The sequence below is a fragment of the Delftia sp. S65 genome (assembly GCF_016516495.1).
GTDB lineage: Bacteria > Pseudomonadota > Gammaproteobacteria > Burkholderiales > Burkholderiaceae_C > Comamonas > Comamonas acidovorans.
In genome coordinates this window covers 141044-153380 of sequence record NZ_JACVUR010000002.1, presented here as the reverse complement: position 1 = coordinate 153380, position 12337 = coordinate 141044, and the positions used below count along the sequence as shown (strand labels likewise).

Below are 12337 nucleotides of genomic sequence, written 5' to 3'. Positions count from 1 at the left end.
CTTGTCTTTGGGGCGCACACCGCTCCGGCTGGCCATGGCTCTTTCCTCTGTCCAAACACCTGCACGCCCTCCGCGCTGGCTGGGGCGGGGCACGTTGCGTGCCTGCGACTTCAGCGGTCCCGACTACCGCATCCTCGACGCCGAGGTCACGGCCGAGGACGCGCTGCTGGCCGGGCACCTGCAGTCCTGGCAGGTCCAGCCCGGCCTGTGGCTGCATGGCGTGGAGGCGCGCGACCTGCGCACCATGAACACGCGTTCACCGGCCGTGCCGGGGCTGCACCTGGTCGTGCTGCTGGAGGGCTGCGTGGACGTGGCCTTCGGCAGCCAGGGCCTGCAGATGCAGGTGGCGCCCGCCAGCCCGGCCGGTGCCCATGTGCAGGCCTGCGGCGCCGTCATCCATTCGCGGCCCGGCGACATGTTCATGCGGCACTGGCGGCGCGGAAAGTTCGAGCGCAAGCTCAGCATCACCGTGCAGCCGCAATGGTTTGCCGCCCAGGCCCTGCCCATGGTCGCGCCACCGCTGCTGCGGCACTGGATGGAGCAGCAGTTGCTGGCCATACAGCCCTGGCAGCCATCGCCGCGCGCCGTGGCGGTGGCCGAGCAGATCATCCAGCTGGCGCGCGAAGGCTCTGCGCCCCTGCTGCTGGCCAGCCGCACGCTGGAGCTGGTGCACGAGGCCGTGCAGGCGCTGGACGCGCCCGAGCCCGATCCGGCGCAGACCGTGCCGGGCGTGCTGGGCGTGCGCGAACACCGGCGCATGGCGCGCCTCAAGGCCTTGCTGGACAGCGGCGGCGACGGCTGCCGCCCGCTGGCCGAAATCGCGCGCGAGGTCGGCCTGAGCGCCAGCGCCCTGCAGCGCCAGTTCCGCCTGGCCTACGGATCGAGCATCGACGAGTACCGGCGCGAGCAGCGGCTGGAACGCGCCTGGGCCGCGCTGGAGCAGACGGGCTGCAGCGTCTCCGAGGTCGCGCATGCGGCCGGCTATTCCAGCGCCGCCAATTTCTCCACGGCCTTCAAGCGCCGCTTCGGCATCTCTCCCAAGCTGGTGCGCGCCAGGCTCTGAGGGCCTGATGGGCTTATGGGCTTATGGGCGCGCTGCGCAAACGTCGGCGGGGCTGGCGCAAACCCCGCGGGCGCCGGGCGATGCTGCAATCACCGAACGAAAGGACATTCGTCAATGACACAGCTGCAGGCACGCACTTCGGTGCGCATGGACAGGGCCGAGGAGGCCATCGCCGCCATCGTCGGGCACATGCAGGAGCACGACATCACCGTGCGCCGCGAAGGCACGCGCTGGGTGGCCGACTACGAAGGCGGCCGGGGCCAGCTGTGGCTGGAGGGCGGGCAGGTCCATGCCGAGGTGGCGGCGCCGGGCGTGGAGCTGCTGCAGGACATGAAGCTCATGCTGGCCCACCTGCTGCTGGAGGCCACGGGCGCCGCCGACGGCTCCCTGGCCTGGGAGGGTGACGGTGCCGCGCTGCAGCGCCCGCCGGCCTTCCGCGAGCTGCGGGTGCTGGCCGTGCGGGATCTCACGCCGCACATGCGCCGCGTGCGCTTTGCCTGTGACGACATGGCGCGCTATGCGCAGGACACCAACATCCACGTCAAGCTGCTGTTTCCGCAGCCCGGCGTGGCCGAGCCCGAATGGCCCACGCTGTCGGCCAGCGGCCTGCTGCGCCTGCCCGAGGGTGACGGGCGCCTGGACATGCGCACGTACACCATGCGTGCGATGGGAATGGCCCAAGACGGCGCCGACGGATGGATCGACGTGGACTTCGTGCTGCACGAGGACGCCGGCCCCGGGTCCGCCTGGGCCGCACGCGCCCAGCCGGGCCAGCGCATCGGCATGACCGGCCCCGGCGGGCGCACGGCCACCCCGGCCGACTGGATGCTGCTGGCCGGCGACGACACCGGCCTGCCGGCCATGCTGCGCATTGCGGCCTCCCTGCCGGCGCACACGCGCGGCCATGTGTTTGCCGAAGTCCAGGGTCCGCAGGACGAGCAGCCCGTGCAGGCGCCCGAAGGCCTGCAATGGCACTGGCTGCACCGGGGCGCTGCCGAGGCCGGCACCACCACGCTGCTGATCGACGCGCTGCGCGCCGTGCGCTGGCCGGATGCGTTGGCCGGTCATCCCGCCAGCCGCTTCGTCTGGGCCGCTGGCGAGTTCGACACCGCCCAGGCCGTGCGCCAGTGGGCGCGCGAGGAGCGCGGTCTGGAAAAGCACGAGCAGCTGGTCGTGGCCTATTGGCGGCGCGGCATGAGCGAGTCGGATTTCAAGGCCGCGAAGTAGGTCGGGAAGTAGCCCCCGCAGGAGGCCACGCAGGGGGCCGGCGCCTCAGGTGGCGCTGCGCTCCTGACGCAGCAGGAATTTCTGCAGCTTGCCTGTGGGCGTGCGCGGCAGGCTGGCCGCAAAGACGAATTCACGCGGGATCTTGTAGCGCGCCAGCCTGTCGGCCAGGAACTGCTGCAGTGCCTCGGCCTGCGGCGCGGCCTCGCCGCGCGTCACCACGTGGGCGACGACGGTCTCGCCCCATTCGGCGTGGGGCCGGCCCACGACGGCGACATCGGCGACCTGGGGATGGGCCGACAGCGCGTCCTCCACCTCCTTGGAATACACGTTCTCGCCACCCGTGATGACCATGTCCTTGGTCCGGTCCACGATGAAGAGATAGCCCGCGTCGTCCAGGCGCGCAAGATCGCCCGTGCGGTACCAGCCGCCGGGCGCGAAGGCGGCAGCCGTGGCCTGGGCGTCGTGCAGGTAGCCGTCCATCACGCTGCCGGTGCGCAGCCAGATCTCGCCGGTGTCGCCCGGGCCGGCATCCTCGCCGTCGTCGCGCACCACGCGCATGTCCACGCCGGGCAGGGCCACGCGGCCGATGGAGCCGGCCCGCTCCACCTGCTCCTCGGGGTAGAGCGTGGTGCCCGTGGGGCCGGTCTCGGTCATGCCGTAGACCTGGTAGAAGCGGTCGCTGCGGTAGGCCGTGGCCAGCTTGCGCGCCATCTCGGCACCGATGGGGCCGCCGCCGTAGACCCAGGCGCGCACGCTGCTCAGGTCGTAGCGGGCAAAGTCGGGCAGCATCTGCAGCGGCGCGAAGTAGGAGACCGGCGCGCCGAAGTACAGCGTCACGCCCTCGTCCTGCACGGCCTGCAGGAAATGCTGCGGGTGGTACTCGCGCAGCAGCACCACGGTGCCGCCCATGTACAGCGTGCCGCCAAACCAGTTGTTGAGCGGCGAGGAATGCCAGATGGGCATGGCCATCAGCGTGCGTTCCTCGCGCGTGATGGACAGGCCCAGCGCCGCCGTGATCGCCGCCAGCGTGATGGCGCGGTGGCTCAGCAGGCAGCCCTTGGGCCGGCCCGTGGTGCCCGAGGTGTAGAGCACCTGGGCGATGTCGCCATCGGCGGGCCGCGTGCCTTCCATGGGCATGGTGGCCGCCACCAGCGTGTCCCAGTCCTGGACACCCGGGACGGCCTCTTGCGCCTCGGTCACAAGGCGGGCGCAGGGGTGTGGCGCGGCGGCGACCACGGGCGCGAGTGCGGCGTCAAACACCAGGGCCTTGCACTGCGCGTGGTCGAGGATGTACTGCAGCTCGGGCGCCTGCAGTTTGTGGTTGACGGGCACCAGCGCGGCGCCCAGGCGCCAGGCGCCGAACAGGGCTTCGACAAAGCCCGGCGTGTTCAGGCACATCAGGGCCACGGTATCGCCTCGGCCCACGCCCTGGGCCTGGAGCACGGCGGCCGCGCGCTGCGAGCGCCGCTGCATGTCGGCATAGCTGATGGAGGCGCCGCGGTCGCGCAGAAAGGCCTTGGCGGGCGTCTTGCGCACGGCGCTGTCGAAGGCGTCGAGCAGGTTCATGTCTTGTCTCCTTGTGCTTTGTTGTGTGGTGGGCCGGCGGCCGCTTCAGGCGGGCAGCGCGCGCTGCAGGATGGCGGCGATGTCCAGGCCTGCCGGGTCGAAGGCGCCCGCCACCATGGCGCCCTGCTGCGCCCTCAGGCGCGTGGCGATGAAGCCATCGGCCATGGCGGGCGGCGCATGGCGGCGCAGCAGGCAGGCCTGGGCCAGCAGCACCAGGTCCTGCACCAGGCGGCGTGCCTGGGCCTCGAGCTGGTCAGGCGGGCCGGACAGGCGCCGTGCCAGCGATTGCGCCTGCTGCAGCAGCGCGGGCTCGCCCGCTGCCGTGTCGATCAGGTCCTGCAGCAGCAGCTGCGCGCCGTCGGGCTCGCGCGAGATGGCGCGCAGCACGTCCAGGCACATGACGTTGCCCGAGCCTTCCCAGATCGAGTTCACGGGCGCCTCGCGGAACAGGCGCGCCATCACGCCCGTGTCCACATAGCCGTTGCCGCCCAGCACCTCCATGGCCTCGCCCGTCAGCTCCACGCCGCGCTTGCAGACCCAGAACTTGGCCGCTGGCGTCATGATGCGTTTCCAGGCGCGCTCCAGCGGATCGCCCTCGTCGCCTCCACGCTCATAGGCCTGGGCCAAGCGCATGGCGATCTGCAGCGCGGCCTCGCTTTCCAGCGCCAGGTCGGCCAGCACGGTGCGCATCAGCGGCTGCTCGGCCAGCAGCTTGCCGAAGACGCTGCGCCGGCGCGCATAGGCCAGGGCCTGCACCGTGGCCGAGCGCAGGATGGCGGCGCTGCCCAGCACGCAGTTCAGGCGGGTGTAGGTGGCCATCTCGATGATGGTGGGAATGCCCCGGCCTTCCTCGCCCATCAGGATGCCCCAGGCGTCCTCGAACTCCACTTCGCTGCTGGAGTTGCTGCGGTTGCCCACCTTGTCCTTCAAGCGCTGCACGCGCACGGCATTCCTGCTGCCGTCCGGGCGCCAGCGCGGTACGTAGAAGCAGGCCTGCCCACCGCCTTCCCCCATGCGCGCCACCACCAGGTGGGCATCGCACATGGGTGCCGAGAAGAACCACTTGTGGCCGCGCAGCAGGTACTCGCCGCCACGCCCGCCGGCGTGCACCGGCATGGCCACCGTCGTGTTGGCGCGCACGTCGGAGCCGCCCTGCTTCTCGGTCATGCCCATGCCCAGCCACATCGATGCCTTGTCGGCCACGGGCAGGTCGCGCGGATCGTATTCGTGGCTGAACAGCTTGCCCTGCAGCTGCTGCCACAGCGCCGGTTCCTTTTGCAGCAGCGGGATGGCGGCCGTGGTCATGGTGGCCGGGCACAGCGTGCCCTGTTCGACCTGGCCGTGCAGGTAGAAACCTGCGGCCCAGGCGCTCCAGCGGCCCGCGCTGCTGTCCTCGAAGGGCAGGGAGATCAGCCCCTGCTGCCGGTATAGTCCCAGCAGCGTGTGCCAGCTCGGGTGGAACTCCACGGCGTCGATGATGCGGCCGCGCGCGTCGAAGCGGTGCAGCTCGGGCGTGTGGCGGTTGGCCTGCTCGGCCAGCTCCCAGGTGGCGCGCTCGCCCAGCTGCTGCGCATAGCGCGACAGCGAAGGAATGTGGCGCGCGGCGCCGTTGCGCTGAAGGGCCTCGGCCAGGGCAGGGTCGGCCTCCAGCAGGTTGAAGTCGGTGAGTTCGTCGACCTGGTTCAGGACGTCGTGCGTGTTCCAGGTGTGCCCTGTCTGCAATGTCTGGCCGGTGCTCATGCGTGTCTCCGTGATCGTTGGTCTCAACGCAAAAGTCTAGGAAAAATGCCCAGCAAAGGTGTTCGGGTTTCACGGCAGCAGCCGCAGCCGCCCAAAGTGCGGCGCCGCCCCCTGCAATCGCGTGCGCAGGCCACGTCGCAGGCGCTGCAGGACGCCTTTGTTCGGCTTGTGATCGAGCAGGGCTACGAGCGCACCACGGTGCGCGAGGTGGCGGCCGTGGCCGGCGTGGGCCTGGGCACCTTCTATGAATACTTCGGCAACATGGACACGCTGGCGGCCATGTGCATCCACCGCCAGGTGCAGGCCCTGCACGCCCAGGGGCTGCAAACGCTGCAGGACAGTGCCGGCATGCCGCTGGCCACGCGCGTGGACCGCCTGCTGGACACCCTGGTCGACGGCATTGCGCGCGAGGCGCCGATGTGGGCCGCGCTGTTCATGCTGGAGCGCAAGGTGTCCGCGCCCGAGCCCTTCCGCCGCCACTACCAAGCCTATGTACAGCTGTGGGGCACGGCATTGCAGGACTGCGATCCGCCGCTGCCCGCGCCGGCCCAGCCCCTGGCACGGCTGCTGCACACGCTGACCTATGGCTGGGTGTCGCAGTCGCTGCTGGCGCTGGGGCCGCAGCAGACGCTGCAGCAGCTGCGCGTGCCGCTGGGCTGGGCCATCCATGCGCTGCTGCGCGAGGCGCAGGCTCCGTCCGCGTAGCGGACCCGGCAGCGGCCCCGGCGGCCTCCAGCGGCGCGGGATCAGACGCGCGGAAAGCGCAGCGTGAAGCGGGCACCGCCCTGCTCGGAGTCGTCGGCCTCCACGCTGCCGCCCTGGGAGACGGTCAGTGCCTTGACGATGGACAGGCCCAGGCCCGAGCCCTCGCGGCGGCGCTTGCCGGGCACCTGGGCAAAGCGCTGGAAGGGGTGGGAGCGCAGCTCGCTGGGCAGGCCGGGACCGGCATCGCTGATGCGCAGCACGGCCCAGGCACGGCCCTCGATATCGGATTCCACCGTCAGCGCCACGCCCAGCCATGCGCCGCTGGCCGCATGGCGGATGGCGTTGCTGACGAGGTTGGAGAGGATCTGGCGCATGCGGTCGGCGTCGGCACGGATGTCGGCCATGCCGATGTCACTGGGCGCGGGCAGGTGCATCTCCAGCTGCATGCCATGCTGCAGGAGCTGGGGGTGCAGGTGGTCCAGCGTCTCGGCCACGAGTTCGGCCAGGTCCAGGCGCTGCTTTTGCAGCGACAGCTGGCCGGCATCGGCCATGGACAGCGTGTGCAGGTCGCCGACCAGCCGGCCCAGGTGCTCGACCTGGAACAGCAGCGTGTTCAGCTCGGTGTCGTCTGCGGCGATGACGCCGTCGCAGATGGCATGCAGGCGCGCCTGCAGCACGGTCAGCGGCGTGCGCAGCTCGTGCGAGATCGAGGCCGCCGTGGCGCGGCGCTCGGCCTCCAGCGTCTCCAGCGAATCGATCATGCGGTTGAAGGCCACCACCATCTCGGCCATCTCGCCATGGGCCTTGCCGGGCAGGGCGCGCGCGCTGAAGTCGCCCAGCTCCACGCGCTTGGCCACCTCGACCATCGAGGCCAGTGGCCGCGTCACCAGGCGCGAGACCCAGAAGCCCACGGCCAGCCCGAAGGGCAGGCACACCAGCAGGCCGATGACCAGGGACCATTTCTCGCCGAACAGCAGATCGCCCGTCCAGTACTGGCCGTAGATCTGCATGGCGCGCGGGCTGTCTTCCAGCGACTGCGCGTTGAGTTCGTCCAGCTCGATCTGCACGGCCGGCGGCAGGCTGCTGTAGAAGTCGCGGTACTGGATCTCGGAGAACACCAGCACGCCGATGGCCAGCAGGGCAATGGTGCTGAGCACGGTGGCCGTGATCCACAGGCCGAAGCGCACCCAGATGCGGTTGGGCCTCAGTCCCAGGGCCATAGCCGGTAGCCAATGCCGCGCACGGTCTCGATCAGGCCTTCCTGGCCGGCCAGCTGCAGCTTGCGACGCAGCTTGGACAGGTGCGAGTCGATGACGCGCTCCAGCGCATCGCTCTCGGGCAGGCAGTGCTCGATCAGGTGGGAGCGCGAGAAGCAGCGCCGGGGCTGGGCCGCCAGGCAGGCCAGCAGGCGGAATTCGGTCAGCGTCAGGGGCAGCGGCAGGGCGCGGCCCTCGTTGTCGTAGACCACGGCGCTGTGCGCCTCGGAGTCGATCTCGATGGGGCCCACGCGGATGGGCGCGGGCGCCGGGTTCTTGCGTGCCTGGGTGCGGCGCAGCACGGCGCGCACGCGGGCCACGACCTCGGGCGGATTGAAGGGCTTGACCACGTAGTCGTCGGCGCCCAGGCGCAGGGCCAGCAGCTTGTCCACATCGTCGGCCAGCGCCGTGACCATGATCACGGGCGTCTGGCTGTCATCGCGGATGGCGCGCAGCACGTCGATGCCGTCCATGCCGGGAAGGTGGATGTCCAGCAGCACCAGATCGGGCCGCAGCAGGCGGAACAGCTGCAGCGCCTCCTGGCCGTCCGAGGCCATGCGCGAACGCAGCCCGTCCCGCTCGAGATAGGCCGTCAGGATGCTTGCGATGGCGGGCTCGTCTTCGACGACGAGCACGAGGGGGGTGGTTGCCGTTGGCTGTGCTGTGGAGTTCATGGGAAAGCTGGCAGGGCCAGGCGCACATTATGGTGCGATGCCCTGCGTGCCGCAGTCCCTCCATATTGGCTCCACGAAGTCTGCAATCGCGCGCAAGGCTGGCGCTGTTCATTTCCTGCGGGCCCATCAGCGGCTATTGGTAGCTCATCGTGAAGGTCGCCCGGCCATAGGCCATGCCAGGTGTCACGCTGCCGGCCGTCTGCACCAGGCGCGCGCTCAGCGGAATCTTCAGGCTGTTCTGCCCCTGTGCGACCTGGCCCGCATTCCATTGGTTGGCATTGCCCAGGCTGCCGGAGTCGGGGCCGAAGCTCACGGGCACGTTGTTTCTCAGTACCTGTATGCCGACACCCCGGGCCTTGGAATTTTGGGCCAGCGTCAGCGTGCTCGATCGGTTGGTCGCCTGGGTGGCATCCGTCAGCGTGATAAAGGCGGTCAGGCGTGTATTGGCTTCGCCTCCCGCGCAGGTCAACTCGATGCTGAAGTCCTTGGCTGCCGTGACGGACCCGATTCCCTTGAAATCGGCGAACGGGGCGGGGGCCATGGTCACGTCGATCTTGCCCGTGGACACCCGGCAGGTCGGCGGCCTGGGGCGGCTGCTGACGTTGACGGTGATGCCACTTGAAAAGAATATCGTGGCCAGCAAGTCACGGGCATTGCTGGTCCCAGAGTAGATCCGTGCGAAGCTGCCATTCAGGGAACCGCCAGAGGTGAGTTCTCCGGTTTTCACGAGCTCGAGGGTCATGTTGTTGCTTGGCAGTGAATGGAATATGCCCTGTTTCAACATGGACCCTGAATAAGGCGCGGCTCTTTCCCATGTGATTTTCATGCCCAGGTTGGGGATGGAGGTGGAATATATTCCACCGCTTTCCGTTCCAATGCCTTCTATGTAATAAAAATCATTGTCGCAAGAAATGTGGTAGCTGCCGGCCCCGGTATTTTGCAAAGCCATTGTCCTGGAATAGACAACGCTGCCAATCGGATAATTTTCATTGACGATGGTGGGGGTGTTGGCTGAACCCGGAAACTGGGCATTCCAACCCTGGGAGGAACAACGGGCCCAGGATGAAATAGGGGCCATACAAAAAATCAAGAGGAGAGGCGTGGCCAATGCATGGCGCAAGATGGCTGTGAAAGACATGCTGTGAACTCCAGCCTGGAAGATATGGATCAATGCCTTGGGACAGGTGGCATAGGGCGCGATATCCGGCCAATGTACTGACCTGAATGCGGCATTGGAATTGGAGCGTTCTGAAAATAAACTCGGAATCATCCGAGTCCGCGGTGATCGGGCGGTCCGCAACTGGCTCTTGCCCGGGTTGGGGCAGAGAGGCTCCCGCAAGGCGCTGCGTTCTCCATGTTTCCTCCATAAAGCCTGCAACCTCGCGCAAGCTTGGCCGCGTCCAATGGCTATCCGGGGACATGGTTCCCTGGCCTCGTTTTCCCGGCCCTCCCCTCGATCATCCCCTCCCGCCTGTCCATCCCGTGAACCACGCCGCCGCGACGCATCGCCTCTCCAGCCTGTGCCTGGGCGCCGCCCTGGCGCTGGCCGGTTGCTCCTCGCCGCCTCCGGCGCAGCTTGACGGCTCGGTGCCCACGCAGTGGACGCAGCCCCTGCCCGCCGCCGCGCCGGGTGCACCTGGCTCGGCCGCGGCGCCCGACCTGCAGGGCTGGTGGAAGGCCTGGGGCGACGAATCCCTGAACACTCTGGTCGAGGAGGCGCTGGCCGCCAACCTCGACCTGTCCCAGGCCCAGTCGCGCCTGCGCCAGCAACGGCTGCTGGCCGGCACGGCCGGCTCGGCCTTCCGGCCCGTGTTCACGGCCGGTGCGCGCACGCTGCAGGACATTGCGGCCATCGACTCGTATTTCCACGCCAGCATCGACGTGAGCTGGGACCTGGGCCTGTTCGGCGCCCGCGAGGCCGGCGAGCGCAATGCCGCCGCCTCCGTGCTTGACGCACGGGGCCGCCTGCAGGCGGCCCGCGTGGCCCTGGTGGCCGATGTGGTCCACCGCTATCTGGACATCCGCATGGCCCAGCGCCAGCGCGCCCTGATCGACGAACAGGCACTGCTGGATGCGCGTGCCCTGCAACTGGCCCAGGTGCGCCAGCAGCAGCGCCTGGGCACGGCAGAGGCCGTGCACCAGCTGCAACTGCAGGCCGGCCAGAGCGCGGCCTTGCGTGCCAGCCTGCGCGAAACCCAGGCCCGCAGCGCCCACATGCTGGCCGCCTTGCTGGGCCGCACGCGGCCCGATGCCCAGTGGCTGCAGGCCGATGCCAAGGCCCCGCTGCCCGGTCCCCAGGCGCTGGGCGTGGCCGTCCTGCCGGCCGACCTGCTGCGCACACGGCCCGACATCCAGGTGGCGCAGGCCGCCGTGGAACGCGCGGCGGCCGAGCAGGGCATTGCGCATGCGGCGCTGTATCCGCGCTTCGTGATCGGCGGCTCGCTGCTGTACTCGTTCAACATCACCCAGAACCTGCGTACCACGCAGGACAACGCACCCACCTTCGGGCCGCAGATCGACATTCCCCTGTTCGACTGGGGCCGCCGCCGCTCCCAGGCCGACGCCAGCGAGCTGGCGCTGCAGGCCGCCATCCAGGCCTACCGCCAGAGCGTGCTCGACGGCGTGGCCGAGGTCGAGTCCGCACTGGCCGCGCTGGACGCCCAGCGCGAGCGCTTCGCCGCGCTGCAGTCCACCCAGCAGGTGCTGGCCGAGCGCGAGCGCGTGCAGGACCAGCGCCTGAAGCTGGGCCTGGACAGCGAATTCGGCGGCCTGGCGCCCCGGCGCGCCGCGCTGCAGGCGCGCAGCGAGCAGACCACGGCCCTGGCTGCCCATGCGCTGGCCTACGTGGCGCTGTACAAGGCCCTGGGCGGCGCGCCGCTGCCGGCCGAGGACCAGGACGACGCCGACAGCGGCATGGCTCCACTGGCTCCGCTCGCACAAGGAGCGCCCTCATGATCGCCCTGGCACGCAAGACGCTGGTGCACGAGTGGCGCCGCTTCATTCCCTCCGTCTTCGCCGTGGGCTTCTCCGGCGTGCTGCTGGCCATGCAGGCCGCGCTGGTGTTGGGCATCTTCGGATCGGCCGCGCTGTATGTGACGGCTTCCTCGGCCGACCTGTGGATCGGCTATCCGGGCACGCAGAGCGTGAACTTCGGCCGCACCATCGGCCGCGACGTGGACATGCGCCTGCGCATGGACCCCGATGTCGCGGCGGTCGAGCCCTATGTCTGGGTGGACGGCGACTGGCGCTCGGACTCGGCGGCCGGCGGAGCGGCGAGCGAGCACGGCGGCGGCGTGTCGGTCTACCTGTCGGGCATTGCCACCGATGACGCCTCCATGCTGTTTTCCCACGTGCTCCAGCCCTGGCAGCGCCAGCGCCTGCGCGAGACCGGCGCCGTGATCGTGGACCGGGCCGACCTGCAGACCCTGGGCACCAGCGAAGGCGGCGTGGCCTGGGTCAACAACCACCGCGTGCAGGTGGTGGCGGCCGTGGACGGCCTGCGTGGCCTGGGCGGCGTGAACGTATTGGCCTCGCTGGCCACGGCCCGCGAGATTGCGGGCGACCCCGGCCAGGGCAGCACCTATTTCGTGGCGCGCGTGCGCCCGGGCGCCTCGGCCAAGGCCGTGAAGCAGCGCCTGAACCAGCCCACACCCAGCTTCGGCCCCTACGAGGCCTGGACGGCCAGGGAATTCGCGCGGCGCTCGCAGCGCTACTGGATGTTCGACACGGGCGCCGGCGCGGGCGTGCTGTTCATGGCCGTCATCGTCTGCCTGGTGGGCTCGGTGGTCACCAGCCAGTCGCTCAAGGCCGTGGTGGCCGCTTCCTCGCGCGAGTACGCCGTGCTCAACGCGCTGGGTGTGAGCCGCGCGGCACTGGGCCGCGTGGTGGTCGAGCAGGCCTGCTGGATCGGTGGCCTGGGCTTTGTGATGGCCGCGCTGGCCAGCGCCGTATTGCTGGCCCTGGCCATGGCCTACCGCGTGCCCGTGGCGCTGAACGCATCGGCCGTGCTGGCCTGCGCCGTGCTGGTGGCCGTGCTGTCCCTGCTGTCGGGCCTGGGCGCCATGCGCAGCCTGCTGCGTGCCGACCCGGCCACGCTGCTGCGCTGA

General features: G+C 69.7%; 10 protein-coding genes. 5 read left to right on the top strand and 5 right to left on the bottom strand.

Features of this window, described 5'->3' with window-relative positions; genetic code table 11:
• Positions 1-34 precede the first annotated feature (34 nt).
• Together IAE24_RS02610 and IAE24_RS02605 are read left to right on the top strand one after the other, a co-directional pair.
• The gene (locus IAE24_RS02610) at positions 35-1063 is read left to right on the top strand and encodes a helix-turn-helix transcriptional regulator (protein WP_199958740.1); all 1029 of its coding nucleotides are present in this window, start codon (positions 35-37) and stop codon (positions 1061-1063) included.
• Positions 1064-1177: 114 nt separating this feature from the next.
• Positions 1178-2290 carry a siderophore-interacting protein gene (locus IAE24_RS02605; RefSeq protein WP_199958742.1) on the top strand — a complete coding sequence of 371 codons (1113 nt, stop codon included), beginning with the start codon at positions 1178-1180 and terminating at the stop codon, positions 2288-2290.
• A 45-nt stretch (positions 2291-2335) separates the two neighbouring features.
• Here the strand turns inward: IAE24_RS02605 and IAE24_RS02600 are convergent, their stop codons facing one another.
• Together IAE24_RS02600 and IAE24_RS02595 are read right to left on the bottom strand one after the other, a co-directional pair.
• Complete coding sequence (locus IAE24_RS02600; protein ID WP_199958744.1) at positions 2336-3856, bottom strand: class I adenylate-forming enzyme family protein; 1521 nt, start codon at positions 3854-3856, stop codon at positions 2336-2338.
• 45 nt (positions 3857-3901) lie between these two features.
• The gene (locus IAE24_RS02595; RefSeq protein ID WP_199958753.1) at positions 3902-5596 is read right to left on the bottom strand and encodes an acyl-CoA dehydrogenase family protein; all 1695 of its coding nucleotides are present in this window, start codon (positions 5594-5596) and stop codon (positions 3902-3904) included.
• Positions 5597-5641: 45 nt separating this feature from the next.
• Between IAE24_RS02595 and IAE24_RS02590 the strand changes: the two genes are divergently transcribed.
• Positions 5642-6301: a TetR/AcrR family transcriptional regulator gene (locus IAE24_RS02590; RefSeq protein ID WP_199958755.1), complete on the top strand. Its 660-nt coding sequence runs from the start codon at positions 5642-5644 to the stop codon at positions 6299-6301.
• Positions 6302-6342: 41 nt separating this feature from the next.
• Here IAE24_RS02590 and IAE24_RS02585 read toward each other — a convergent pair whose 3' ends face one another.
• From IAE24_RS02585 to IAE24_RS02575, 3 genes are all read right to left on the bottom strand, one after another.
• Positions 6343-7521, bottom strand: coding sequence for a sensor histidine kinase (locus tag IAE24_RS02585; protein ID WP_043823338.1), 1179 nt, complete (start codon positions 7519-7521; stop codon positions 6343-6345).
• Positions 7506-8231, bottom strand: a complete 726-nt coding sequence (locus IAE24_RS02580; protein ID WP_013800025.1) for a response regulator — start codon at positions 8229-8231, stop codon at positions 7506-7508. Before IAE24_RS02580 ends, IAE24_RS02585 begins: the two co-directional genes overlap by 16 nt.
• Before the next feature lie 133 nt (positions 8232-8364).
• A complete protein-coding gene (locus tag IAE24_RS02575) occupies positions 8365-9369 on the bottom strand; it encodes a fimbrial protein (RefSeq protein ID WP_199958757.1) in 1005 nt (334 codons plus the stop codon).
• 344 nt (positions 9370-9713) lie between these two features.
• Here IAE24_RS02575 and IAE24_RS02570 point away from each other — a divergent pair, with 344 nt between their 5' ends.
• Together IAE24_RS02570 and IAE24_RS02565 are read left to right on the top strand one after the other, a co-directional pair.
• Positions 9714-11186 carry an efflux transporter outer membrane subunit gene (locus IAE24_RS02570; protein ID WP_199958766.1) on the top strand — a complete coding sequence of 491 codons (1473 nt, stop codon included), beginning with the start codon at positions 9714-9716 and terminating at the stop codon, positions 11184-11186.
• On the top strand, positions 11183-12337 hold the full coding sequence (locus IAE24_RS02565; RefSeq protein ID WP_012202065.1) for an ABC transporter permease: 1155 nt from the start codon (positions 11183-11185) through the stop codon (positions 12335-12337). Before IAE24_RS02570 ends, IAE24_RS02565 begins: the two co-directional genes overlap by 4 nt.

Excerpts from the sequence above, each read along its gene's own strand:
- IAE24_RS02610 (WP_199958740.1), top strand. The coding sequence starts at position 35 with ATGGCTCTTTCCTCTGTCCAAACACCTGCACGCCCTCCGCGCTGGCTG.
- IAE24_RS02590 (WP_199958755.1), top strand. The coding sequence starts at position 5,642 with ATGCCCAGCAAAGGTGTTCGGGTTTCACGGCAGCAGCCGCAGCCGCCC.
- IAE24_RS02575 (WP_199958757.1), bottom strand. The coding sequence starts at position 9,369 with ATGTCTTTCACAGCCATCTTGCGCCATGCATTGGCCACGCCTCTCCTC.
- IAE24_RS02580 (WP_013800025.1), bottom strand. The coding sequence starts at position 8,231 with ATGAACTCCACAGCACAGCCAACGGCAACCACCCCCCTCGTGCTCGTC.
- IAE24_RS02585 (WP_043823338.1), bottom strand. The coding sequence starts at position 7,521 with ATGGCCCTGGGACTGAGGCCCAACCGCATCTGGGTGCGCTTCGGCCTG.
- IAE24_RS02565 (WP_012202065.1), top strand. The coding sequence starts at position 11,183 with ATGATCGCCCTGGCACGCAAGACGCTGGTGCACGAGTGGCGCCGCTTC.
- IAE24_RS02605 (WP_199958742.1), top strand. The coding sequence starts at position 1,178 with ATGACACAGCTGCAGGCACGCACTTCGGTGCGCATGGACAGGGCCGAG.
- IAE24_RS02595 (WP_199958753.1), bottom strand. The coding sequence starts at position 5,596 with ATGAGCACCGGCCAGACATTGCAGACAGGGCACACCTGGAACACGCAC.
- IAE24_RS02600 (WP_199958744.1), bottom strand. The coding sequence starts at position 3,856 with ATGAACCTGCTCGACGCCTTCGACAGCGCCGTGCGCAAGACGCCCGCC.